Raw genomic sequence first — 24384 nt, 5'->3', positions numbered from 1 at the left:
GCCAGATGAGGGTGACGGTGACGCCGGCGCTCCGCTCGTAGGCGTCGATCTCTCGCGCCAGGTCCTCCGGGTCACACAGGGGTCATCCCTCCTGCGGGCAGAGGGGTACCTGGCGGGGATCGACGGCCAGGGCGCGGAGAGCGTGGCGACCGGAGAGGGGCGGCAGCGGGATCTCGTCTTCCCATTCCTTTTCCGTGAGGTACACGACCCGGCAGCGCCGGCCGCAGCCGCCGCAGAGGTCGTCGTCGTCATCCCGGCGGTGGGAGTATTCGACCCGGCCGCAGCGGGGGCAGGAGCGTTTATACATAGGGCGCCCCCTGCTCGGCGAGGGCGCGAACGAACTCCCGGCGTTGAAACTCAATTTCGATGCGGAGGCGGGCGAGTTCGACGAGCAGCCGGTCCCGTGAGTCGCAGAGGTTCTGATAGTTCTCCTGCGCGCCGAGGCGGCGCCCCACTTCGGCGGCCCGTTTCTCGGCGTTGGAGAGATTCAGGAGCCGGATGTCCCGTTTGTCGTGGCGACGGATGAGGAGGTATTCTTCTTCGACCTCTTCGGTTGTCTGCTGTTCCTGCCGGACGATGAGCCGTTCGATGTCGGCGAGCGCCGTCTTTACAAGGGTGCGCTGGTATTCGAGATCCCGGATGGGGTCGGTGCGGGTGGTGACCGCTTTGCCGTTCAGAAAAGACGTTTCGGTGGTGCCCCGGAGGAGATCCTCGTTGGGGGGGCGGTGTTCTCGTTCACGGTTGATGAGTTCCATTCAATCCCTCCGAAGTGGGGGATTTTAACTTCATCTTGCGTGCACCATAGCAGCATTCTGACTTTCGGTCCAAAGCCAATACCCTTTTTCCCGCCCTGACCGAAGGCATGCATATGAAAAGTGCGCCAACGCTTTCAGACAGCTCTTTCCATTGCGTCAAGAGCGAGTATGCGGAGAACTCCATCAACCGTGGTCTTTCCAACGGCACGCTCACCGCGTGTGACGCCGACCTGATCCGTGAGTTCATCGCCGAATCGCAGTCCTGCAACAACATCGGTGCAGGCCGAACAAACAAGCTCGTCTTCACCCTCGTCGGGTGGCGACGCTTCATCGGGCCATACCTGGAGAACAGCATGGCCGACATCTACAAGGGCATCTCTGTCCTCAAAACCGCCACCAGCGCCCGCGGCAGACCCTTCAAGCGAAACACCATCGTCGACCACATCGTCATTCTCAAACAGTTCTATGGGTGGGCGATCGAGAACGGTTACACCGACCTCCCTGACCGAAAGATCCATCGCCTCAAGGTTCCGACCAAGGACACCATGACCAAAGAGGCCTCCGACCTGCTCACACCCGCCGAGGTGACGGCCATGATGGCCGCCACCCTCTGGAGCCGGGACCGTGCCCTCATCATGATGCTCTACGAAGGCGGGTTCCGGATCGGCGAGATGGGCACCCTCGCCTGGAAGGACGTGCTCATGGACCAGTATGGGGCCGTCGTCAATGTCAACTTCAAGACCGGCAAACCCCGCTACGTCAGGTTGGTCATGGCCCGGGAGCACCTTGCCACCTGGCGGAACGACTACCCGTTCCACCCCGTCGGCGATGCCCTCGTGTTTGTGAACCAGCGCGGCCGGCCCCTCACCCACGCCACCGTGCAGAAGCAGCTCACCCGCCTCGCCAAGCGTGCCGAGATTACGAAACACATCACCCCGCACATCTTCCGCCACTCCCGGATCACCCACATGATCACCGAGGGGATCTCGGAGAGCGTGATCAAACTGATGATGTGGGGCAACATCACCACCCCGATGTTCAAGACCTATGCCCACCTCACGGGCCAGGACATCGACCAGGAGATCCTGCGGACCTACGGGATCGCCCGGGACGGCACCAGGCACCGGCGCCCCAGGCTCGAGCCCCGCCAGTGCCCGCACTGCCAGACCATCAACGGCCCGTCCTCGCACTTCTGCAGCACCTGTGGGCGGTCCATCACCGAGGAGGCGGCCGAGAGCATGGACGAGTGCCTCACGGTCGCCAGGGGATCGCAGGAGTACGACCTCCTCCTCAAGCAGCTACGGGCTGACCTGGAGAGGAAGATCTGATCAAGACTCCTTTTTTTTGTGGTCGGGGCATTTATTGGCAATCTCAGATTAAAATCACAATATTTTTCTATTAAAAATCTTAAATTCGCCTGTTGATAATATGGCCACACAAGAGGAGATAAATGAACAAATTAAGCAGATTGGGGCCGGTGGTTTCCTTTACAGGAAAGAAGTTAAAGCATTGCCCAGTATCCTTTGGGAGGATGAAAACCTCGAAAAATTAGTCCAGGGGTTTTACCATGGTGGTACAGGCATCCTCGTTGCAACGGACAAACGTCTCATTTTCATTGATAAGGGATTAATCTACGGATTACGTGTAGAAGATTTTCCCTATGATAAAATAACTAGCATCCAGTATAAAACAGGCCTCATACTTGGAGAAATTACCATTTTTGCCTCTGGTAACAATGCAAGGATAGAAAATATCCAGAAAGGAGAAGTGAAACCCTTTGCAGAATATGTCAGGGCACGAATCACCGGCAAGATGGGGCATGCAAGCGCACCACAAAATACACCTGTGGCTCAGGATGACATCATTTCGAAACTCGAAAAGTTGGCGTCCCTTAAAGAAAAAGGCATATTATCAGATGAAGAATTTATCGAACAGAAAGCAAGGATACTAAATCAGTAGAAGATGCAGTCTTGATATGAACGTGAAAATCGCGGGATCCATACATAATATAAATCAATTATTTTGAGCGAAGCGTATTCCAGTATATCACTATTTGACCGAAGATTGCCAGAAGTAGAAACACTATGACTATCGGTCCAATCCAATCGCCTGGTATCGGCGTATATGCTGCGAGCACATATGCAAGCGCAAATGCTCCGATAAACGCTCCCACTATGCCGCAGCAGTAATCTGTTTCGCCAGCCATCAGATATCTAGATTACAATATACCTAAATATATACTTGATCATTTTTTACTACATGGTAGGATTGATATTTTGCAAATGAAGTATGCCTGGGACAATCAAATTGGTCCAAATCTCCGGATATCCATTCTTGGAAGAACCATGTTACTCTGTCTGTGCCACAGAAAAGAAGAAAGAACAACCTATTTTTTCGGTTTCGAAAACATTCTGTGTGCTCGGTGCCAGGGAATTTTATTTGGAATGCTATCAGGCGTTCTCTGCTGGATGTATTCCCTATCATTTATCCCTACAATTGTGGCAGTTTTATTCATGATTCCCATGCTTGTTGATGGGTTCACTCAAAACTTCAACAAAAGAGAAAGCACGAACACGTTGAGGATAATTACGGGATTTTTATTTGGTTATGGCTTTGCCATATTTTTCCTTACAACATTCCATACGTAACACAATAACACTGATTTGTATCCTTGATTAAAAATGAGGCAGGGGTGAGAAGAACCACACACTGACCATTATATCAACACAACAAAGTCATCTATTTTCCAAGTTTCATCTTCGAATACAAATGGTACCTCCAGATCAGAGGTTATTTTATATCCCTGAACTTTTGATTTGATGGAAACATACACTATTGCTTTGGCCCCGGTTTCATCAATATTTGTTATTTCATAATCATATGGCTTGGTTCCTTGAGAGTATATGCCGTAGATTGTGTTATAGATCGAATCTTTTGATTCCTTTGACTGTGCATCGGCTGACAACAAATCCCAGATAGCATCTTCGTTCATCAGGAGATATGAATAATAATAGTCTGAAAAAACCTCTTCAACGGTGGGGGGAGAAACAGTTGTCGGAACAGTTGTCAGAACAGAAGTTACTGCGTCATTTGAACTCTGCGTCTTTTCCACACCAGAACTGCTTCCGGTGCAGCCGGATATAAACGCGGCCGAAACACAAAGAAGGATTGCTAACACAGATAGTTGCCTTATTGACATATGACTGAATAATCCATTGCAATATATACGCATTTTGATTTTAACCTCTGAAAAAATATTAATTTAGATTACAGGGCATCTTGATGCCAGGAAATACATTTATGCACGACAAGAACCTCTTTTCATTCACTGCAACGTGGAGGATGAAATGGGAGTTTTTGGAAAAACTGCAGTTCGTGCCGTTGAAATAATTCAATCTGGATCAGTTCAAGACCCGAATGAGGCGTGGGAAAAGGGTGCGATGGAGGTATCACGATCAGAATCCACACGGAACAAAGGGTGCCCGAGAGATTCATTTTTAGGACTCTGTGAAGAGGGAATGGTGAAGGGGGTTCCCCCTGGCGCGTACACCCGATCTAAAAAGAACAAACAATATGCCGTGAGTGCGGTCCGCCTCTTGGCAAAATCAAATAATCTGCCCACACAGTCTGATCTATGGGCAAAAATCTCGGATACAGCCCATCAAGGACAACTTGATGTGGTGTATGAATTGTGGCAACAAGATCTGATCGTCGACCCGGACAATTTCGCACGAAGGAATAGATAAATCTGCCCTATAAATTTGACTTTCGCCCTTTCAGCCCATTTACCCCCACTTTTTATCCCCTCTCCCCCACTCTCTCATCGGTGCGGTGTCGCCGGTCCCCCTGATCTGTTTTGACCTGAGGCGGCCCGCCCAGGAGAGTCGAAGAAACCATGAAAGAGATCTCTCAGGAGGTCCTTGACCACATGCCCGACCCGATTGCCAGGATGGTCTGGGAGAGGTGGATCGAGGACGGTACGGCCAGACTGAAGACATACCAGAGCGAGGGACAGAAATGCAGGGCGACAACCCGATGAATGGCAGCCCCCGGATAGAATCGTGCGCCAACACTGGTTCAGAGAGGACCGCCACCACCACGTCGGTGTCCGGCGTATTAAGTGCATCGAGAGAGGTCCATGCCGCCGAACTGTTGCCCCTCTACCTGGTGCCCCCCACGATCGCGGCCAATGTGAAGAAATTCGGCGGGGCGATCAGCGAGATCCACGTCCACCGGACAAAGGGGCACGCCTATGCGGTCACTGTGGTGACGCAGGAGGAGGCGTCCGCATGAACGAGGAGATCGGGACCCTGCGCCTCGGCGCACGGGAGAACCTCCACCTTGTCATCGGGGGCGAGCACTACCGGATCGCCGCCGAGGACCTGCGGACCCTGCTCTTCCACGGCCACCCGGCCCCGGTGACGATGACCGTCGCCGAGGAGAGGGCGGGCGGGGCGGTGGTCACCGAGACGGCAATCGTCGGCTATGCCTCCATGAATCTCACGGGCCGGGCGGTGAAGGTCTTCACCGTGGCGGGGCACTTCATTGCGCCGCTTGTCAGTGTGCAGAGGGTGGCCCGGGGGGAGGCGGTCTCGGCACCGCTCTTTCCCCTGGTGGCGGAGGGGTATCCATGATCGCCACAGCCCTCGCGGCCCTGGTGCCGCCCGGGGATGTGGTGGAGGTGCGGGCCCTCTCGGACCGCTTCACCCACTCCGGCTACTTTGACGATCTCACGCGATGTGCGGAGGCCGTGGCGGCCCTGGACGCCGACCCGGACCTGAAGGGGATCTATATCACCCTGAACCGCGTGGACCCGGCGCTGCTCGCCCGGCGGGCGAACCGGGTGAAGATGCGGCTCTCCCGGAGCGATCCCACGACCTCTGACGCCGACATCCTCTCTCGCCGCTGGCTCCCGGTCGACCTCGACCCGGTGCGGCCGAGCGGGGTCTCCTCGACGGACGACGAGCACGAGGCGGCATTGCGCAAAGCGGACGAGATCGCCCTCTGGCTCAGCGACCGGGGCTTCCCCGCCCCCATCCGGGCCGACTCGGGCAACGGGGCGCATTTGCTCTATGCGGTGGACCTCGCAAACGACGACGGGGGGCTCGTGAAGGGCGTGCTCACCACCCTGGACGCCCTCTTCTCGGATGAGCACGTCACCGTGGACACCGCCAACTCGAACCCCGCCCGGATCTGGAAACTCTATGGGACGTGCTCCCGAAAAGGGGACCACACCCCGGAACGCCCGCACCGCCGGGCACGAATGCTCTCGGTGCCCGGGGAGGTGGAGGCGGTCTCTCTCGATCTCCTGCGGTCGATCGCCGCCCTCCTCCCGACCGAGGCCCCGGCGCCGACCTCGAAGGGGATCGACCTGGGGCGCTGGCTCAGTGAGCACGGCATCGGCGTGCGGAGCACCCGCCCCTGGCAGGGGGGCACGCTCTATGTGCTCGAGGACTGCCCGTTCTCAGGCGCCCACCACGACGGCGCCTTTGCCATACAGTTCCCGAGCGGAGCGGTCCACGCCGGCTGCCACCATGCCTCCTGCGGCGGCGGGGTGCAGCGCTGGCCCGAACTGCGTGAGAAACACGAGCCAAAGAAAAAGAGGGAGGAGGTGCCGCCACCTCCCCCGCCCCCTTCCCCGGCGCCTGAGGTCCGCGAGTGGGCGATGGAGATCCTCACCTACGCCGACCCCCTCCGGTTCCTGCTGGACACCTTCAACCGCGAGCACGTGGGCGACCGCATCGTCGCCGAGTGCCTGGTGATGTCCCTGGCCTCGCAGTCGGTGGAGAACACGAATGGATTGCACGTCTCGGTCTCCGGCACCTCCGGGAAGGGGAAGAGTCATGCCTGCACCACGATGCTCCGGCAGGTGCCGGAGGGCTACCGCATGGCCGGCAGCGTCTCCAACAAGGCGCTCTACTACCATGACGACCTCCGGGCCGGCACGGTCTTCCTCTTCGATGACGTGTCGTTATCCGACGACCTCCAGGAGGTTCTGAAGGCCGCCACGGCAAACTTCAGGCAGCGGATCGAGCACCGCACCGTCACCCCGGACCGCAAGCTGCAGGTCTGCCGGATACCGGACCGCTGCGTCTGGTGGCTCGCCCGCGTCGAGGACCCGGGCGACGACCAGGTGATGAACCGCATGCTCACGGTCTGGATCGACGACTCAGTCGAGCAGGACGCCCGGGTGCTCGCCCACATGAAGGAGGCCGAGGCAAGAGAGGACGGTGGCGACGGCGAGGACGCAGACCTCCCCATCTGCCGGGCGGTCTGGGATATTCTCAAGGAGGAGCGCCTCCATGTCTCGGTCCCCTATGCCGGGCGGATCCAGTTCACGGTCACGGCCAACCGCCGCAACCCGGGCATCCTTTTTGACCTGATCAAGGCCTCGGCCCTGCTCCACCGCTTCCAGCGGGAGGAGTACGACGGCGGCATCCGGGCGAATCGGCAGGACTTCGAGACCGCCGCCCGGATCTATGCGGCGATCAACGGCGAGTCCGGCGGGCAGGAGACAAAACTCACGAAGAACGAGGCCGCCGCCCTGGAGACGGTGGCGGCGATGGGCTGGACCCAGTTCACGATCCGCATGTTGCAGTCGGCCCTGGGGCTTTCCTACCACCAGACCTACCGGATCCTCAACGGCTACACCAGCCGCGGCACCACCTACTCCGGTCTCCTGGAGAAGTGCCCAGCGGTGAGTTACTTTGATACGATGATCACCGAGGACGGGCCCGGGCAGGTGGTCCGCCGGAGGGAGCACCTCTTCTCCTTCGATCCCGCGGTCTATCGCCGCTGGGCATTCGGGGCCGGGGTGTGGATCGATGAGGGGGACGACGACGACCGGGACGGTGGTCCCGGCCCCTCTGATCCTTCCAGCATTCCAGCAGGTTTGCCGCGGGATGGCAGCGCCGGACGCGAGGTCGAGAGTGTGGGGAACGGTTCTGGATCGCTTAGTACTAGTACAGATAGAGAGACGCGTCTCTCTCTCAGTACTGGAGTACAGCAACACACACACGCACATGAGCGGACCGGTGTGGGTGCGGGTGTGTGTGGGTGTGGGTGTGAACCCCGGAATGATGAGAGCGATCCACCAATCTCGGCGGAACATGGAGAACGCCGGGAACGGGCGGCACACCTCGGACCTCTGGCTGACGCCGCCCCCCGTAACCCGCTGAAAAACGGTGGAAGTGCTGAGAGGATCTTGCAGGACCCCCTGCCGGGCGTGCTGGAGCACGCCGAGTTTACGCGGGTCTCGACCGATCTGGGGCGCTGCACCCTCTGCGGGGAGGGGCGGGCGGTGTTCGTTTCTGAGGACCGCCGGACGCGGTTGTGCGAGGGTTGTTATGCCCGCCTGGTGCGGGCCTGGAATGTGCAGAAGGGGATCGCATGATCCCCCTCGACCCCCTCCAGACGCCGGCGGTGGTGCTCGGGATGGCGGGAGCGGTGCTGGTGGCCGGGCGGAGTCCTGGCGTGCGGGCGTGTGGGTTTGGTGCCTGGGTGATCGGGAACCTGTTCTGGGTGGCGTATGGGGCGGTGACCGGGAACGTGTACGTGGTGGTGATGTTCGCGTTTTACTGGGTGATGGCGGTCGTGGGGGTGAGGAATGCGGGGAAATAGTCCCTGGGTTAAGTGAAATCAGATCTTTCACACGTGATTATCTGAGCTATGAAGACATTTGTGACGCTGAAGTACGAGTTGGAGAAGACAATCAAGTCCGTATAGTGGCACTAAAATCAAAAAATCTAATTCATATGAAGGATATTGTCAAAAAGTAAGATATTATGAGAGTTTTAATCGATACTAACATTCTAATCTACCGTGAAGACGATCGATACGTCTCTCCCGAGATCAGTAACCTGATAAAGATCCTCAGCAGGACCCATACAGACGTACTGCTTCACCCTGCATCATTAAAGGATATTCATAGGGATAGAAACGAAGAGAGAAAACGGATCACTCTCTCCAAGGTAGAAGCCTATCCAATTCTTGAAAATGCCCCTGTACCCGATAAAGACGAAGAATTTTTCAAAAAAATTGGAGAGCCAAAGAGTGAAAATGATGAGATTGATAACCTGATTCTTTACTCCCTATATAAAAATGCAGTTGGTTTTTTGATCACCAACGACGACGGAATCCATCTAAAAGCCTCGAATCTCGGCATATCGGACAGGGTTTTTTACCCCTATGAAGCAATTGAACACTTTCAAAAGGATCTGCCGCCATCAGAAACTGTACCCAGACCTTTCGCGCTGAAAAAAGGTTTTGTAAGTGATCTCGATCCAAAAGATCCTATTTTTGATACTTTAAGGCAAGATTATCCAGAATTTGATGAATGGTTTACAAATGTCGCAAGAGATGGGCGTGAATGTTATTACTACAAAAAGAATGATGGAAGCCTTGGCGCATTAATGATCTATAAATTCGAGGAGGAGCCGATCCCTTCTAATCCCCCGCAGCCGTCGGTGAAACGCCTAAAAATTGCTACATTAAAAGTATCGCATGAGGGGAATAAGATAGGGGAACTGCTACTGAAGGTCGCCTTTGGAATTGCAGCAAAAAGTAATCTTTCTCAGGTATATCTTACACATTTCACAGAAGATGGAGATCGGCTGGTTTACCTGATAAATCAGTTTGGATTCAAACATGTGGGAGTGTTGCCTCGCGATATGGGTGAAGATGTTTTCATTAAGAAATTATATCCCACTGGCGATGATTGTAAGGAACTTACCCCTTTAGAGATCTCGCGAGATTATTATCCCTCATTCTATGATGGAAGTAATGTCAATAAATTTGTCGCACCTATAAGGCCGAAATTTCATCATCGTCTGTTCACCGAATATTGTGATGGTGGAAGCAGACAACTCACATTCGATGAGTCCATGGGGGACTTCATCGTAGAGGGTAACACGATTAAAAAAGCATATCTTACCAATAGCAAAATCAAAAAATTGAAAGAAGGAGATCTTATATTATTTTATAGGTCCCAGGACATCAAATCAATTACATCTTTGGGCGTTATTGAAAAGGTCCACTATTTACAGGATAACCCAGAGAAGATCATAGAAATCATCGGTAAACGGAGCGTTTATTCCAAATCTGAAATTGAAGGTTACAAAAAACCACTTACTATAATTCTATTTAAACACCATATGAATTTAAAGAATCCGGTAAAATTATCAGTATTGATAGAATCCAGCATATTAAATGGCCAACCTCAAACCATACAGCAAATAGATGATGATAAATTCAGCATGATCAAAAAAATTGGTGAAATAAATGAATGTTTTACTATCCATTAAACCGGTTTACGCTTCCAGAATAATGGCAGGGACAAAAAAATACGAGTTCCGGAGATCTATTTTTAGAAGAAAAGATATCAATTCGGTTTATATTTACTCAAGTTATCCTGTCAAAAAAATCATCGGCAAATTCACGGTAGGTAAGATCCTGGAAGACCGGCCGGATCTGCTGTGGGAGACTGTAAAAGATCAGTCCGGACTGGACGAATCCGAATTTTTCAAGTATTTCGCGGGGAAGTCAAAGGGTTTTGCAATAGAGATTGGTGAGTTTATGCCATTCAAGAATCCTATTGATCCAAGAAAGTGTTATGATAATTTTATTCCTCCTCAATCATTTTACTATCTTGACCATGATATAGAACAGATCTGCCAATCTTAATTTATAATCGCATTTCCATTCATCTCTCCCTTTTATGCGCTTGATTAATGCAGTCACCCAGTCATAAAGCGTAACAACTGCCATTAAAATCGTGCCAATGGCTACGCCCAGATTGGCAATGGTATCAATATCAAACCCAAATATCAACGTATATGGCATTTGATCCCTCAAGAATGCGAATGTGTCATTATCAAGGCAAAGTCCTCCTCCGGGATCGCCCGCATCGCCTGCCCCCTGATGTGTCCGGACCACTGCTTTTTGTTGGTGATGAACTGCAACCGCGGGATCAGGGGCTTGAACTCCAGGGGCGGGTCGAAGACCTGAACCGTCTTCAATTTAATCCGCAGGGGGAAGACCTCCTTCCCGAGTTTGGGCGGGGCGGTGAAGATCGGTTTTTCGTCTTCATAGACCTCCGAGGTGATCTCGAAGCACCCGGTGATCGCCGGGGGGAGGGTGGTATCCCTGTCGATCACCTGCTGCCCGACATAGACGAGGAGGGTGTCGCCGGGCTTTGTCTTGCTGATCTGGTTGATGGAGCGTTTCGGGACGCCCCAGATCTGCTTTCGTATTGTGACGTCGGAGTTTGTGCGGTTGGAGATGGCGAGCCAGCGGGTCATGTACTGGCAATACACCTCCCGTTCGGAAAAAGGTGTCGGGAAAAGAAAGCAGGGCGAGTACAGACGACGGAAGCACTCATTCCGGTGATGCTCTGCCATGCCCCGAACAGTGCCTCCTCCTCCGAACAAACCTTCAGAGAACCCGATCCAAGAGTTTATTTTTGTCAGGAGTCATCTATTGGTATTTACCAACCTTAGAGGACTGATTTCGCAAATGGTGACCGCCGATAAAAAATCGCTAAGCGAACAGGATATCCGGACCAGATATATCACGCCGGCGATCCGCAACGGCGGCTGGAACTTTGCGACACAGGTCAGGGAAGAGGTGAACATCACCAGGGGCCAGGTCCTCGTCCAGGGGGCGAAGGCACGCAGGGGGACGCGGAAATTCGCCGACTATGTCCTCTATTACAAACCGAACCTCCCCCTCGCCGTTGTCGAGGCGAAGGACAACAACCACGATATCGGCGATGGCATGCAGCAGGCCCTCGAATACGCCGCCATGCTCGACGCCCCCTTCGTCTTCAGTTCGAACGGCGACGGCTTCCTGATACACGACCGGACCCATACGTCCGCGAAGATCGAGCGGGAACTCGGGCTTGACGAGTTTCCCTCGCCTGCAATCCTCTGGGAGCGCTACTGTGCGTGGAAGGGGCTGGACGCCGACCAGAAACGGCTCATCACCCAGGACTATTATGTCGACAGTTCGGGTAAGGTGCCCCGCTACTACCAGATCGCAGCGATCAACCGGATGGTCGAGGCGATCGCAAAGGGGCAGGACCGGATCCTCCTGGTGATGGCCACCGGCACCGGGAAGACCTATACGGCGTTCCAGATCATCTGGCGGCTCTGGAAGGCGGGCACGAAGAAGCGGATCCTCTTCCTCGCCGACAGGAATATCCTCGTCGACCAGACGAGGACGAACGATTTCAAGCCGTTCGGGACGGCGATGACAAAGATCCAGAACCGTTCGGTGGACAAGAGTTACGAGGTCTACCTTGCCCTCTACCAGGCGGTCACCGGCGAGGAGGAGTGGAAGGACATCTACCGGCAGTTCTCGCCGGACTTTTTCGACCTGGTGGTGGTGGACGAGTGCCACCGCGGGAGCGCGGCCGAGGACTCGGCGTGGCGGGAGGTGCTGGACTACTTCGCCTCGGCGACCCAGATCGGGATGACGGCGACGCCGAAGGAGACGAAGTACATCTCCAATATCCACTATTTCGGCGAGCCGGTCTATACGTATTCCCTGAAGCAGGGGATCGAAGACGGTTTCCTCGCCCCGTTCCGGGTGATCCGGGTCGATCTTGACAAGGATCTCGAAGGGTGGCGGCCCGAACCGGGCCAGCGGGACCGCTACGGGAACGAGATCGAGGACCGGGAGTTCAACCTGACCGACTACGACCGGAGCCTGGTGCTGGAGCGGCGGACCGAGGTGGTCGCCGGGCGGGTGGCGGCGTTCCTCCGGGCCACGAACCCGTACGACAAGACGATCGTCTTCTGCGAGAATATCAATCACGCCGAGCGGATGCGGCAGGGCCTGGTGAACGCCCTGCCGGAGTTTGTGGCGAAGAGTCACCGCTATGTGATGCGGATCACCGGGGATTCGGTCGACGGGAAGGCGGAACTGGACAATTTCATCATGCCGGAGAGCCGGTACCCGGTGATTGCGACGACGTCGCGGCTGCTCGGGACCGGGGTGGACGTGCAGACCTGCAAACTGATCGTGATCGATCGAAGGATCGCTTCGATGACGGAGTTCAAGCAGATCATCGGGCGGGGGACGCGGATCAACGAGGATTTCGGGAAGAACTATTTCACGATCATGGACTTCCGCCGGGCGACCGAGCATTTCTCCGATCCCGAGTGGGACGGGCCGCCGCTGCCCGATGAGGAGTTCGAGCCGGGGCATGTGCCCACGACGCGGGATACCGAACAGGACCGCCCGAAAGGGAAACGCTATGTGGTTCATGATGTCGAGGTGGGCGTGGTGGCCGAGCGGGTGCAGTACTATGGTGCGGACGGGCGGCTGATCACCGAGTCGCTGAAGGACTATACGAGGCGGGCGGTGGCGAAACAGTATGCCTCGCTGGACGAGTTCCTGACCTCCTGGACGGGGGCCGAGCGGAAGATGGCGGTGGTGCAGGAACTGGAGGACCGGGGCGTGCTCTTCGAGGCGCTTGCCGAGGAGGTGGGCGGGGAGTTCGATCCCTTCGATCTGATCTGCCATGTGGCCTTTGACCGGCCGCCGTTGTCCCGGCGGGAACGGGCGGAGCGGGTGAAGAAGGCGTCGTATTTCGCCCGGTATGGGGAGCAGGCGAGGGCGGTGCTCGACGCCATCCTGGAGAAGTACGCCGACGAGGGGCTGGCCGACGTGGAGAGCATGGAGGTGCTGCGGGTTGACCCGATCAGCCGGATCGGGACGCCGGTGGAGATCGTGAACGGGATCTTCGGCGGGAAGGAGCGCTACCTTGCGGCGATCCGGCGGCTTGAGACCTGCCTGTACGGGGCCGAGTGCTAACCTTCTATCTGCTGTGAGCGCCAACCATTCTGGAGAGTTCGAGGTTTAAGGGTTCATGTCGATCAGCACGACCATCAAGGGCATTCAGGACATTATGCGCAAAGACGCCGGGGTGGACGGCGACGCCCAGCGGATCAGCCAGATCGGCTGGATGCTGTTTTTGAAGATCTTTGACGACCGGGAGCAGGAGTATGAACTCCTCGACGACGGGTATGTCTCGCCGATTCCGGGGCGGTTGCGGTGGCGGGCCTGGGCGGCGGATGCCGAGGGAGTGACGGGAGACGCCCTGCTGGATTTCGTGAACAATGACCTGTTTCCGACGCTGAAGGATCTCCAGCCGCGGCTCGACGGCTCCGGGGTGGAGCATGTGATCCGGGGCGTGTTTGCGGACTCGTACAACTATATGAAGAACGGGACGCTGATCCGGCAGGTGGCGAACAAGATCAACGAGATCGATTTCAACAGTTCGAAGGACCGCCACCTCTTCGGCGATATCTACGAGAAGATCCTGAAAGACCTCCAGAGTGCGGGGAATGCCGGCGAGTATTATACGCCGCGTGCGGTGACGCAGTTCATGGTGGATATGGCGGACCCGCAGCTGGGGGAGGTCGTGCTGGACCCGGCGTGCGGGACCGGGGGTTTTCTGACCTCGACGATCGATAACATCAGGTCGGCGCAGGTGAAGACGGTGGAGGACGAACAACTGCTCCAGCGTTCGATTCACGGGATCGAGAAGAAGCCGCTGCCGCACCTGCTCTGCACGACGAATATGATGCTGCACGGGATCGATGTGCCGGTGCAGGTCCGCCACGATAACGCCCTGGCCCGGCCCCTGCGGGACTATGGGCCGCGGGACCGGGTGGACGTGGTGGTGACGAACCCGCCGTTCGGGGGGATGGAGGAGGACGGGATCGAGAGCAATTTCCCGTCTGCGTTCCAGACGCGGGAGACGGCGGACCTGTTCCTGGTGCTGATCGCTCACCTGCTGAAGGACGGGGGGCGGGCGGCGATTGTGCTGCCGGACGGGACGCTCTTTGGCGAGGGCGTGAAGACGCGGGTGAAGGAGAAGCTCCTTTCGGAGTGCAACCTGCATACGATCGTGCGTCTGCCGAACGGGGTGTTCAACCCTTATACGGGGATCAGGACGAACCTGCTCTTCTTTACGAAGGGGGAGCCGACGCGGGAGGTCTGGTACTACGAGCACCCGTATCCCGAGGGCTATAAGTCGTACTCGAAGACGAAGCCGATCAGGATCGAGGAGTTCGAGGCGGAGAAGGCGTGGTGGGAGCACCGGGAGGAGAACGAGCACGCCTGGCGGGTGCCGATCGCCGAGATCGTGCGGAACAACTACAACCTGGATATCAAGAACCCGAATACGCCGGTGGAGGAGAACGGTGACCCGGTGAAACTGCTCGCCCGCTACCGGGCGGTGTCGGCGGCGGTGGAGGAGACGAGAGAGAAACTTAAGGAGGAACTGACCCAATCACTCATGCGGGCGGAGTGATCGGGGTGGAGAGGGCGATGCCGGGGGATCTGGATGCTCAACTGCGGGAGATGATGGATCTTCCGGCCGAGACCGAGTGGATTGAGTTCAAGGAAGCAAAAACCGATTATGGTTTCGACAAAATCGGCAAATATTTTTCGGCGTTGAGCAACGAGGCCAATCTGCACGGGAAGCCGGCAGGCTGGCTGATCTTCGGCGTCACCGACCGTCCGCCCAGGACGATTGTCGACTCACACTACCGCCTCACCCCGCCGGGCCTCGATCGTCTCAAGGAGGAGATTGCGCAGCATACGAATCACCGTATCTCGTTTGCCGCCGTTCACGAACTCATGGTCGAGGGGAAACGGGTGGTGATGTTCCAGATCCCTCCGGCCCCGCGTGGCGTTCCGACGACGTGGAAAGGTTATGCCTACGGCCGGAACCATGAGTCTCTCGAACCGCTTGCCCTCTATGAGATCGAGGCAATACGCCGGCAGGCCCCGCAGGACGACTGGTCGGCGGAGGTCTGCGAGAGTGCAACATTCGCGGATCTCGATCCCGATGCGATCGCCTTTGCGCGGGAGAAATACAAGGAGAAACACCGGGATCTTGCAGACGAGGTCGATGAGTGGGACGACAGTACGTTCCTTACAGAGGCGAAGGTCTGTGTTCAGGGCCGGGTGACGAATGCCGCACTCATCCTTCTGGGCAGGAGCGAGGCGGCGTCTCTCCTCTCGCCTGCCGTTGCGCATATTGTCTGGGTGCTCAGGGACGAGGGCGGGGATAACGTCGATTATGCCCATTTCGGGCCGCCGCTGATCCTCGCGGTCGACCGGGTCTTTCAGAAGGTCAGGAATCTTACGGTCCGCCATATTTCAGGGGAAACCCTCTTTCCTCTGGAGGTGACGCAGTACGACCCCTGGGTGATCCGCGAGGCGCTGCACAACTGCATCGCCCACCAGGATTACCGGCAGGCGGCTCGCATCACGGTGACCGAGCGGCCGGGTTCTCTGATGTTTACCAACCGCGGCGAGTTTATTCCGGGGACGGTGCTGAATGTGATCGAGCGCGATATGCCGCCTGACCGCTACCGGAATCCCTTCCTTGCGAATGCGATGGTGGAGTTGAATATGATCGACACCGTCGGCAGCGGGATCAGGCGGATGTTTCGGAAGCAGTGGGACCGCAATTTCCCGATGCCTGATTATGATCTCGATGAGGAGGGGATGGTGCAGGTCACGATTCCGGGCCGGGTGATCGATGAGCGCTACACCCGGATGCTGATCGAGCATAAGGATCTGACGCTTATGGATGTGATCGCCCTCGATCGGGTGCAGAAGGGGTATCCGATCCCGAAGGAGGAGCGGGATCTCCTGCGGAAGAAGAACCTGATCGAGGGGCGGCATCCGAACCTGTATGTTTCGGAGATTGTGGCAGCAAAAACCGATACACGGGCTGATTATATTCGAAATCGGTCGTTTGATAGGGCATATTTCAAGGATATGGTGGTGGAATACCTCCTGGCGTATCATGAGGCGAAGAGAGGGGAGATAGAAAACCTGTTGCTGGACAAGGTTTCCGATGCTCTGAATGAGGAGCAAAAGCGCCGGTTCATCAAGGATCTGCTTCAGGAGATGCGGAAGGAGGGGACGATCACGACGGTCGGGAGGACGAGGGGAGCGACGTGGGTGCTCACCCCCGGCACCCGGGATGATGCATGATTGGCGGAAGTATTGGGGAAGATTGGCGAAAAGATCTCAAATATTATCAGTTGAATTTCAAAATAAGCATTAATACATCGAGATCTTGAAACCGGGATTGGGGGACGATTGGGGATCGGATTGTCGAAGATTGTCGAATGGATTCCAATAATTCTGCCCGGAATCACGCAATTAACCGATATGATTCGAGATGTGAACACCTGTATTGGAGAATGATTGGAGAATGATTGGAGACAGAGATGCCATGAGACCTGAAGCCCTCCTCCTCGACCACTTCGCCGCCCTCGCTGCGGCGCCGGGGGGCGTGGCGAAACTGCGGCAACTGATCCTGCAACTGGCGGTGCAGGGGCGCCTGGTGCCGCAGGATCCGGCGGACGAACCGGCGTCGGTGCTGCTGGAGCGGATCGCGGCGGAGAAGCGGCGGCTGGTGCGGGAGGGCGTGATCAAGAAGGCGAAGCCTTTGCCGGCGGTTGATGAGGTGCCGTTTGCGGTGCCGGCGGGGTGGGTGTGGACGAGGCTCGAAGAGATTGGTACAATTAATCCGAGAAACAAAGGAATCCCGGATGACATGGATACCTCCTTTGTTCCTATGACTCTTATCTCTGAAAAGTACGGATCAAAAATATGCTCTGAACCTCGTAAGTGGAGAGAAATCAAGAATGGTGGATATACACATTTTGCTAACAATGACGTAGTTTGTGCAAAAATAACTCCCTGTTTTCAAAATGGAAAATCTGCTGTAATAGATGATCTAATTGGCGGCATAGGAGCTGGAACCACTGAGTTACATGTGTTCCGTTCACATTGCGACCTTTTAAACCCTTTTTACGTATTGATTTATCTCAAATCTCCTGGATTCATAAATAATGGCGTTTCAAAGATGACCGGATCAGCAGGTCAGAAGAGGGTTCCCAGAGAGTATTTCTCAAGGAATCCATTCCCCCTCCCCCCGCTCCCCGAGCAGCACCGCATCGTCGCAAAGGTCGACACCCTCATGGCTCTCTGCGACGCCCTCGAAGCACGGCAGGCAGAGCAGCGGGAGACGCACACGAACCTCGGCACGGCGGCGCTCGCCGCCCTTTCAGAGGCGGAGGCGTTCGAGGACGCCTGGGCGCTTGTCGCCGGGAACTTCGACCTGATCTTCGACTCCCGCGAGAACGTGGCGGCGCTGCGGCAGACGGTATTTTCATTGGCAATTAAAGGGTTTTTAACATCTGATTGGCGGTTTACACATTCAGATATAGAGCAAATTGAAGTGCCGTTTCATAATGTGTCAAAACAATCAAAAAAGAATTCAAATGAAGATGCACGGGGATTCTTCAGCATTCCAGATCTGTGGGAATGGTTGTCCACACATGCTGTAGGAGAAGTAAAACTAGGCCGTCAACGATCCCCTAAAAACCACACCGGCCCTTATATGAGACCCTATCTCCGCGTTGCAAATGTCTATGAAGATAGAATTGATACCAATGATGTTTTGGAGATGAATTTTTCACCAAAAGAATATGAGATATTTAGACTTCAGTTTGGAGATATCTTATTAAATGAAGGTCAGAGTAGAGAATTAGTGGGAAGGCCAGCGATATATCGAAATGAAGTGCCAGGAGCATGTTTCCAGAACACGTTAGTTCGTTTTCGACCATTCAAGATTGTTATCCCGGAGTATGCATTGATCGTCTTTAGGTGTTACTTGCATGCTGGAAAGTTTCTAAAAATCGCAAAACAGACAACAAACATTGCTCATCTTGGAGCAAATAGATTCTCAAAAATGCCATTCCCCCTCCCCCCGCTCCCCGAACAACACCGCATCGTCGCCAAAGTCGACGCCCTCATGGCCCTCTGCGACGCCCTCGACGCCCGCATCGCCGAGCGGGAGGAGACCGGCACCAGACTGATCGAGGCGGTCGTCGGTTCGTGCGCCTCCTGACCGCCTCCTCCCGGCGTGCCCGACCAATTGAGCACAAAGCATTTTGAAGGAGCGATCTGATCGTCATATATGGCACGGAGACGGCATACAACTTCCCCCGGCCAGTCCCCAGAGACTAAAATATTTTTTGAAGGACTCTGCGCCGGGATATTTGCCGGTATCGCTCTGAAGACCGGCATCCAGGCCGAACCCGAGGCCATTGTTGGTCAGGTATTCGAGACCACCGTCGAAGTCTGCGAAGAGATCAGCCCCGAATCTGATTTTTCCTCATTCCGGGCAATTTTTGCTGTTTTTTCTTCAATAATGGCCGTTATTGGAGCCCTAGAGATCTTTAAGATGGCTTGCGGTGCTGGTAGTGCCGCTCTGGGCATAGTTCTCTTTGTGATAGGATTTTTGATTGGATGTGTTTTCATCGTGGCCTTTCTACACTGACGCCCAGTAAAATTTCAGTACCTTCATATAGGGACAGACAAAGGGTAGTATATGGGCTATGCCGAGCGGGTAGAACTCTATAAACAGATCGAAGAAGTACGAAAGCGACCTTTGATAACCTATGTCACCAGTTCCCGTAGCGATGGTGGTGGAGGGCGCATGGGATCTGATGCAATACCGATGTTTTGCGAGCAGATCCAACGACTTCCCACGACCGCACACGGGGTCGATATCCTCATCGTCAGCGAGGGAGGCGATCCGATTGTCTCATGGCGCATAATCAGTATGCTTAGAGAACGGTTCGACAAAATCGGGGTTCTCCTCCCATACCAGGCCTACAGTGCTGCAACGCTCCTCGCCCTCGGTGCAGACGAGATCATCATGCACCCTTTCTCAAACCTTGGCCCTGTGGATCCACAACTCCATGTGGAAAAGAACAATGAGGGAAAACGGGAAGGCCTGGACTTTGCAGCCGAGGACCTCTCGCATTTCATTGACTTTGTCCAGTCTGATGTTGGGATTACAGACCAGGCACAGAAAGAACGTGCCTTCGAACTCCTCTGTAAAGAGGTTGGTACAGTTCCGATCGGAGCTGCAAAGCGAAGTTCAAACCTTGCTCTCTCCCTCGGAGAAAAACTTCTCAGCCTCCATATGGACGACCAGAACAAAGTGCGGGCGATCTCAGAAGCCCTCAATAAATCCTTTTATCATCACGGCTACCCGGTTGGACGAGCAGAGGCGAAAAAGATTGGGCTTCCTATCATAGAAGCTCCAGATGACCTTGAAACCCTCATCTGGGAAGTCTGGAAAGATCTCGAAGGAGAGATGAGATGTAATGAGCCATTCAATCCCTTTGAAGTTGCTATGGCCAACCCTGTCCTATCCCAGCAGATCGGGCCGGTGCCCCAGATACAGGTGCCGGCCAATCTCCCTCCCGATCTTCTTCAACAGATCTACCAGCAATTTTTACAGAACGTCTCTGTTGTACCTGTACAACCTATTTATTATGAGTTTTTTAACGCAACGGTCGAGAGCACGAGAATTCGAAGTGACTATCGATCAAGAATTATGATCAATGCGATCAGGAATCCAGATCTGAACATTAATATCAACGTAACACCTATGTCACAAGGCTGGAAGATAATCCAGTAAAAATGAGGAGGTGCCAGCATGTATCCAAGGATGATAAATTCGAATAACGAAGAGGGATTCATGAAATCCATCGGACCGTATCGTTTCCGCTCATCGGAAAACTCTACTATGGTCGCTGGAAGCTCGGGCTCTTTTGTCCCTCGCGGCACCTTCACCATCGGTGAAACTACAACATATAACTTAGATAGTGCCTTCAAACTGGTAGATCACGGTAAAGAAGACAAAGGACTCACCCCCGTCGAGCGGGCCGCCCTCGAACTCTCGATGCAGAGGCACAGGCGGGCATATGATCTCCTGGCCCAGCATTAATCCTACATTTTTTGGCAGTTTTTCTGAAGCCAGCATTTCACTTCATTAAGGTCATGCTGATAACACGCAACTTCACGTACATAGAGATCGATCGCCTCATCCTCAGCAGCAATATACCATCCACCTTCGAGCATGAGGATTATTTCTGCAATGGCGAGTGCGGTCCGTTTATTTCCCTGATAAAACGGGTGCCGGGAAGCAATGCCATGGAGCATCAGGGCGGCCTTAGTGCATGAATCATTGATGTAATTCATCTCATCGACGAGATAATCGAGAGTTCCGTGGTCACGTACAAGCCCCTCGGTTCCTTCGTCCTCCTGGTGTTTACTCGCCATGATAATATGGATCTGGACTTCGATGATCATTTTAACCGTGAGGTCTACCATGGATCGCTCTTTTTCCGGTTGTGTGTATGAACACTTGTACGTATTGATTTCACACACCCAGGATGTCCAGAAAGAATTGAGGACTCCTCCCTCTACTCGGGTGTCGTGAGACGGTTCCGCCCCCGGCGTCCAAGATCGTGCCGAGTGGGTCCAGGCCATCAACGCTCACGGCGGTTTTGGCACCTGGCATGCCGATGTCTCGTTCAATCCGGCCGATGTTGATGGGATCATTGCAAAATATGTGAAAGAGCAGCCTGCAAAAAAGGGGCGTCGCATGAAAAGCCCGGCCGCATGACCCGGCGCCACAACAATACCTCACTTCTTCCTATACACATTCACCCCGATCTTGATCTCCTCCCGCCCCGGCACCGACACATTCCCCTCGGTCGAGGCGATCGTGATCGACTTCCCGGTCTTCGACGCCCCAAACTCCTGTGAGAGATCGACCGTGATCACCAGCCTATCCCCGTCCACCTTCATATCGACATTTTTCATCCTCAGCAACTCCTGTAACAGACTGTAACGACGCCCCCGATGAACCTGCCGGCACCGGCCCGACCATCTCCTCCACCCCCTCGCGCACCACGATCTCCCGCGTCCACCCCTGCCCGATCTTCCGCTGCCGCCTCGTCACCAGGTCCAGCGCCTCCAGCCTCTTCAACCGTTCATAAAACCTCGTATAACACATCGGCTCGACCGCCGCGACCGCCTCATACACCCGGCCCGAGGTCGTCTCCTCCCCCCGCCGGACCATGCCCGCAAGCACAGAGAGCACCGCCCTCTCCTGGGGTGCGAGGGTCTGCACACCGGCGGTAAGGCGGGTGTGCCTGGCGACCGCAAACGCCGCCTCGACGTCCCCGACCTCCACCGCCGTCCTCCCCGCCCGCTCGGCATGGAGCACCGCCTCATTCAGGAGGTGCAGCCCCACCCGCACGTCTCCGCAGGCCACCGTCCGTTCGACGACGAGGTCCAGGACCGCCGGCGGCACAACGCCCGGATACACCCCGACCTGCAGGCGGTCGCCAAGGATGCCCCGCACCTCCTCTGCGGTATAGGGGTGGAAGGCGACCTCGTTCGGGCAGAGCACGGAGTAGGTCGCACGGTCGAGGACGCGGGAGAGATCGGTGTCGGTGGAGGAGTCGGTCATCACCACGCCGGTCCTTGCCCCGGGATAACTCTCGTGCAGGCGGAGGATGCGGGCGAGCACCTCGTTCAGCACTCCCTTCGGGGCGAGGTAGTTGGCGTCGTCCAGGCCGACGACGAGCACCGTCCCCCGCTCCGCAAGGGTGCGGCCCACCGCGGCGAGGAGGCTGGTGCCGGAGGTGCCGTGGGAGGGTGGCGGGTGGCCGATGAGGGCGGTGAAGAGTTTGGTGTAGACGGTGTGCGCCGTCCTTTCCGCCTGGCAGGAGACGAGGATGGGCACGACCCTGCAGGTCGTCTCCTCGACCTGGGCGAAGATGTAGCGGGCGGCGGTGGTCTTGCCGGTGCCGGGCGGGCCGCGGAGCACGGTGTTCAGGGGCGAACCGCCGCGGAGGGCGGGGCGCAGGGAGAGGGCGAGGGCCTCCATCTGGGTGTCGCGGTAGTGGAAGGTCTCGGGGAGGTGGTCGGCGTCGAAGAGGTCGGGGTCGCGGAAGAGCGTCTGGTCGGCCATGAGGGGGTGATGTGTCATGCGTGATGGGTGGCGGTCGCGGTATATAGGGGTGCGGCGCGTGTGGGGCGAAAGTTGAAAGTGGGGGGATGGGGCTCACCGTGATAAGTGCGTGATCAATGCGTGATAATGCGTGATCAGTGCGTGATGGTGCCCGGGGCAAAGAGGGGTAACCCTTCACCCCCACCCCATCATCTGCAGCACGATCGCCACCGCTCCCCCCACAACTCCCCCCGCCCCGGCGGCGATCTGCCTATCCCGCCTCGCCTCCCCCACCGTTTCGCTCTGCCAGCCCTCCAGGGAGCGGAGGCGCTCCTCGGTCCGGTCGCCCTGCTCCTCCATCCGTGCAAGCGTCCGGCAGATCCATTTCACGTCCCGGGCGGTCTCGGCCACCACCTCCCGGGTGCTGCGCTCCTCCATGCTCGATACAGTGTTGATAAGGCAGATTAATATTACTTATGGTAATATTGTGGTGTGCCTGTCATGCACCCGGGAGCATGCTGGCAGGAGTACCAAACCATGGCAGACTTTGTCGAGACCAGCAACACCAAGACCGCCGTCCGGCAGATCCCGGCCGCAATCGCCGATATTGCGACCTTCGAGGGGATCATCGCCGACGTGATCGCCACCAACCCCTGGGGGTGCGTGGAGTATGTGCAGGGTGGGTCCACCCATCCGGGCGTGGAGCGCAACCGCCAGTCCTACACCGTTCGGGTGAACTACGAGGACGGCGAGGGCAGCGTCGTCGGGTCGGTGAGCGCAAAGGCCCCGGATATGTCCGGGTTCAACGCCGCCGCCACCGAACTCGCCGCCAACGCCGCCCTGGAGGCGGCCATGGGCGGAGACGCCGTCCGGAACCCGGACGCCGACGCCTTCAGCTGCCAGCTGCGGTGCCATGACGCCAACGGGGAGACCTATTACGTCACCTTCGCCCGCGAGAGCGTGCGGATCACCTCGTATGAGGACGACGCCATCCTCGCCACCGTCGAGACCTGGGCGGACGGGGTCGCGGCCCTGAACTGAGGGGGGTGAAAACCCCTCTTCTCCTGTGCGGCAATCTCTCTATTCTGGGCGTAGTTTTCGATTTTGAGCGTTTAGATCTCGATATTCCGGGCTGTTTTTCGGATCGGGGTGTTCTGAGGGTATTTTTGGGATTTGAGGAGAAATGGTGCCGTTTCATCTGGAGTTCCAGGGGTGCGGAAGCGTGATCAGGAGCGATGGGTCGGAATGGTGGGGAGAGGTGACGAAAAGGGCGGGAAAACGGGCGGAAATCGGTGCGAATTGGGCCGAAATCTGGAAGGGTGTGTTCGGTCTCAGCCGGACCGCTTATGCCGTCGTCCCTGGGTTTCCCATTGTTCGATGGCCCTGATCAGGATCTGGCTCACTGACTCCTCCGGCGTCTGTTTTCTGGTGGGAGTTTTGTTCTTACGGTTCATGGGCCATCAGATATTTTATAGACGATATGTGAGGAGGAAGCCGGCTTAAACCATCCGGTTTTGTTTTTGGGAGGTTTTAAGATGGAATTCGCCCCTTTTGCCGGTTTGCGTCCCGTCTCCACCCCGGAACCCGCCGCTGCACATGTGCGGCTTTTTGTTTGTGCGACACCGATGAGGGACAACAGGAGATGGTCGGGATCGACCCCTCTCCCCCGCTCCCTATCGGTCGCTCCTCCTCCCCCCTCGGGGGGGAGGCAGTCGTTGCGATAGGGCGGGGCCCGGAAGGTCCCCGGTCATGGTGAGCACGAGCAGCAGAGCG

The 24384-nt window shown here is 56.1% G+C and carries 27 protein-coding genes; 18 read left to right on the top strand and 9 right to left on the bottom strand.

The window, feature by feature from the left end; all coding sequences use genetic code 11:
• Positions 1 to 82: 82 nt before the first annotated feature.
• Positions 83 to 307, bottom strand: a complete 225-nt coding sequence (locus CUJ86_RS09765; protein ID WP_130647403.1) for a hypothetical protein — start codon at positions 305 to 307, stop codon at positions 83 to 85.
• Positions 300 to 755: a hypothetical protein gene (locus CUJ86_RS09760; protein WP_130647402.1), complete on the bottom strand. Its 456-nt coding sequence runs from the start codon at positions 753 to 755 to the stop codon at positions 300 to 302. Before CUJ86_RS09760 ends, CUJ86_RS09765 begins: the two co-directional genes overlap by 8 nt.
• A gap of 113 nt (positions 756 to 868) precedes the next feature.
• Here CUJ86_RS09760 and CUJ86_RS09755 point away from each other — a divergent pair, with 113 nt between their 5' ends.
• Both CUJ86_RS09755 and CUJ86_RS09750 read left to right on the top strand, forming a co-directional pair.
• Complete coding sequence (locus CUJ86_RS09755) at positions 869 to 2083, top strand: site-specific integrase (protein ID WP_130647401.1); 1215 nt, start codon at positions 869 to 871, stop codon at positions 2081 to 2083.
• A gap of 100 nt (positions 2084 to 2183) precedes the next feature.
• Positions 2184 to 2714 carry a PH domain-containing protein gene (locus tag CUJ86_RS09750; protein ID WP_130647400.1) on the top strand — a complete coding sequence of 177 codons (531 nt, stop codon included), beginning with the start codon at positions 2184 to 2186 and terminating at the stop codon, positions 2712 to 2714.
• Between the two features lie 58 nt (positions 2715 to 2772).
• Here CUJ86_RS09750 and CUJ86_RS09745 read toward each other — a convergent pair whose 3' ends face one another.
• Complete coding sequence (locus CUJ86_RS09745) at positions 2773 to 2961, bottom strand: hypothetical protein (RefSeq protein WP_130647399.1); 189 nt, start codon at positions 2959 to 2961, stop codon at positions 2773 to 2775.
• Positions 2962 to 3037: 76 nt separating this feature from the next.
• Between CUJ86_RS09745 and CUJ86_RS09740 the strand changes: the two genes are divergently transcribed.
• On the top strand, positions 3038 to 3403 hold the full coding sequence (locus CUJ86_RS09740; protein ID WP_130647398.1) for a DUF2085 domain-containing protein: 366 nt from the start codon (positions 3038 to 3040) through the stop codon (positions 3401 to 3403).
• A gap of 68 nt (positions 3404 to 3471) precedes the next feature.
• On the opposite strand, the gene CUJ86_RS09735 is transcribed toward CUJ86_RS09740, so the two are convergent.
• Complete coding sequence (locus CUJ86_RS09735) at positions 3472 to 3867, bottom strand: hypothetical protein (protein ID WP_130647397.1); 396 nt, start codon at positions 3865 to 3867, stop codon at positions 3472 to 3474.
• Positions 3868 to 4090: 223 nt separating this feature from the next.
• Here CUJ86_RS09735 and CUJ86_RS09730 point away from each other — a divergent pair, with 223 nt between their 5' ends.
• The 8 genes from CUJ86_RS09730 to CUJ86_RS09700 all read left to right on the top strand — a co-directional run bounded on the left by CUJ86_RS09730 (position 4091) and on the right by CUJ86_RS09700 (position 10436).
• Positions 4091 to 4501, top strand: a complete 411-nt coding sequence (locus CUJ86_RS09730) for a DUF6979 family protein (RefSeq protein WP_130647396.1) — start codon at positions 4091 to 4093, stop codon at positions 4499 to 4501.
• 149 nt (positions 4502 to 4650) lie between these two features.
• Positions 4651 to 4794, top strand: coding sequence for a hypothetical protein (locus CUJ86_RS11855; protein ID WP_165394862.1), 144 nt, complete (start codon positions 4651 to 4653; stop codon positions 4792 to 4794).
• Positions 4791 to 5048 carry a hypothetical protein gene (locus CUJ86_RS09725; RefSeq protein ID WP_130647395.1) on the top strand — a complete coding sequence of 86 codons (258 nt, stop codon included), beginning with the start codon at positions 4791 to 4793 and terminating at the stop codon, positions 5046 to 5048. Before CUJ86_RS11855 ends, CUJ86_RS09725 begins: the two co-directional genes overlap by 4 nt.
• Positions 5045 to 5389, top strand: coding sequence for a hypothetical protein (locus CUJ86_RS09720; RefSeq protein ID WP_130647394.1), 345 nt, complete (start codon positions 5045 to 5047; stop codon positions 5387 to 5389). Before CUJ86_RS09725 ends, CUJ86_RS09720 begins: the two co-directional genes overlap by 4 nt.
• A complete protein-coding gene (locus CUJ86_RS09715) occupies positions 5386 to 8148 on the top strand; it encodes a hypothetical protein (RefSeq protein ID WP_130647393.1) in 2763 nt (920 codons plus the stop codon). The genes CUJ86_RS09720 and CUJ86_RS09715 overlap by 4 nt, the downstream gene beginning before the upstream one ends.
• Positions 8145 to 8375 (top strand): hypothetical protein, encoded by a 231-nt coding sequence (locus CUJ86_RS09710; protein ID WP_130647392.1) that lies wholly within the window; start codon positions 8145 to 8147, stop codon positions 8373 to 8375. Before CUJ86_RS09715 ends, CUJ86_RS09710 begins: the two co-directional genes overlap by 4 nt.
• Positions 8376 to 8539: 164 nt before the next feature.
• Positions 8540 to 10057: a PIN domain-containing protein gene (locus CUJ86_RS09705; protein ID WP_130647391.1), complete on the top strand. Its 1518-nt coding sequence runs from the start codon at positions 8540 to 8542 to the stop codon at positions 10055 to 10057.
• Complete coding sequence (locus CUJ86_RS09700; protein ID WP_130647390.1) at positions 10035 to 10436, top strand: hypothetical protein; 402 nt, start codon at positions 10035 to 10037, stop codon at positions 10434 to 10436. The genes CUJ86_RS09705 and CUJ86_RS09700 overlap by 23 nt, the downstream gene beginning before the upstream one ends.
• Positions 10437 to 10603: 167 nt before the next feature.
• Here CUJ86_RS09700 and CUJ86_RS09695 read toward each other — a convergent pair whose 3' ends face one another.
• Positions 10604 to 11053, bottom strand: coding sequence for an EVE domain-containing protein (locus tag CUJ86_RS09695; RefSeq protein ID WP_130647491.1), 450 nt, complete (start codon positions 11051 to 11053; stop codon positions 10604 to 10606).
• A gap of 214 nt (positions 11054 to 11267) precedes the next feature.
• Here CUJ86_RS09695 and hsdR point away from each other — a divergent pair, with 214 nt between their 5' ends.
• The 6 genes from hsdR (at position 11268) to CUJ86_RS09665 (ending at position 20286) form a co-directional block, all read left to right on the top strand.
• Complete coding sequence (gene hsdR / locus CUJ86_RS09690) at positions 11268 to 13571, top strand: EcoAI/FtnUII family type I restriction enzme subunit R (protein WP_130647389.1); 2304 nt, start codon at positions 11268 to 11270, stop codon at positions 13569 to 13571.
• Between the two features lie 55 nt (positions 13572 to 13626).
• Entirely contained in the window at positions 13627 to 15075 is a 1449-nt protein-coding gene (locus CUJ86_RS09685) for a type I restriction-modification system subunit M (protein WP_130647388.1), read from the top strand.
• A 17-nt stretch (positions 15076 to 15092) separates the two neighbouring features.
• Positions 15093 to 16775 carry an RNA-binding domain-containing protein gene (locus CUJ86_RS09680; RefSeq protein WP_130647387.1) on the top strand — a complete coding sequence of 561 codons (1683 nt, stop codon included), beginning with the start codon at positions 15093 to 15095 and terminating at the stop codon, positions 16773 to 16775.
• Positions 16776 to 17019: 244 nt separating this feature from the next.
• A complete protein-coding gene (locus CUJ86_RS09675; RefSeq protein WP_130647386.1) occupies positions 17020 to 18702 on the top strand; it encodes a restriction endonuclease subunit S in 1683 nt (560 codons plus the stop codon).
• Positions 18703 to 18771: 69 nt separating this feature from the next.
• Positions 18772 to 19134, top strand: a complete 363-nt coding sequence (locus tag CUJ86_RS09670) for a hypothetical protein (protein ID WP_130647385.1) — start codon at positions 18772 to 18774, stop codon at positions 19132 to 19134.
• Between the two features lie 51 nt (positions 19135 to 19185).
• Positions 19186 to 20286, top strand: coding sequence for an SDH family Clp fold serine proteinase (locus CUJ86_RS09665; RefSeq protein ID WP_130647384.1), 1101 nt, complete (start codon positions 19186 to 19188; stop codon positions 20284 to 20286).
• Between the two features lie 311 nt (positions 20287 to 20597).
• Here CUJ86_RS09665 and CUJ86_RS09660 read toward each other — a convergent pair whose 3' ends face one another.
• The 4 genes from CUJ86_RS09660 to CUJ86_RS09645 all read right to left on the bottom strand — a co-directional run bounded on the left by CUJ86_RS09660 (position 20598) and on the right by CUJ86_RS09645 (position 23049).
• On the bottom strand, positions 20598 to 20981 hold the full coding sequence (locus tag CUJ86_RS09660) for a type II toxin-antitoxin system death-on-curing family toxin (protein ID WP_165394861.1): 384 nt from the start codon (positions 20979 to 20981) through the stop codon (positions 20598 to 20600).
• Between the two features lie 315 nt (positions 20982 to 21296).
• Complete coding sequence (locus CUJ86_RS09655) at positions 21297 to 21476, bottom strand: hypothetical protein (RefSeq protein ID WP_130647382.1); 180 nt, start codon at positions 21474 to 21476, stop codon at positions 21297 to 21299.
• On the bottom strand, positions 21442 to 22650 hold the full coding sequence (locus CUJ86_RS09650; protein WP_130647381.1) for an ORC1-type DNA replication protein: 1209 nt from the start codon (positions 22648 to 22650) through the stop codon (positions 21442 to 21444). The genes CUJ86_RS09655 and CUJ86_RS09650 overlap by 35 nt, the downstream gene beginning before the upstream one ends.
• Before the next feature lie 156 nt (positions 22651 to 22806).
• Positions 22807 to 23049 (bottom strand): hypothetical protein, encoded by a 243-nt coding sequence (locus CUJ86_RS09645; RefSeq protein WP_130647380.1) that lies wholly within the window; start codon positions 23047 to 23049, stop codon positions 22807 to 22809.
• Positions 23050 to 23148: 99 nt separating this feature from the next.
• On the opposite strand from CUJ86_RS09645, the gene CUJ86_RS09640 reads away from it, so the two are divergent.
• On the top strand, positions 23149 to 23652 hold the full coding sequence (locus tag CUJ86_RS09640) for a hypothetical protein (RefSeq protein ID WP_165394860.1): 504 nt from the start codon (positions 23149 to 23151) through the stop codon (positions 23650 to 23652).
• The last annotated feature ends 732 nt before the right edge of the window (positions 23653 to 24384 follow it).

This window comes from Methanofollis fontis (genome assembly GCF_004297185.1).
Lineage (GTDB): Archaea > Halobacteriota > Methanomicrobia > Methanomicrobiales > Methanofollaceae > Methanofollis > Methanofollis fontis.
Note: the sequence above shows the minus strand (reverse complement) of the source record. Positions and strands in the feature narration are given on the sequence as shown.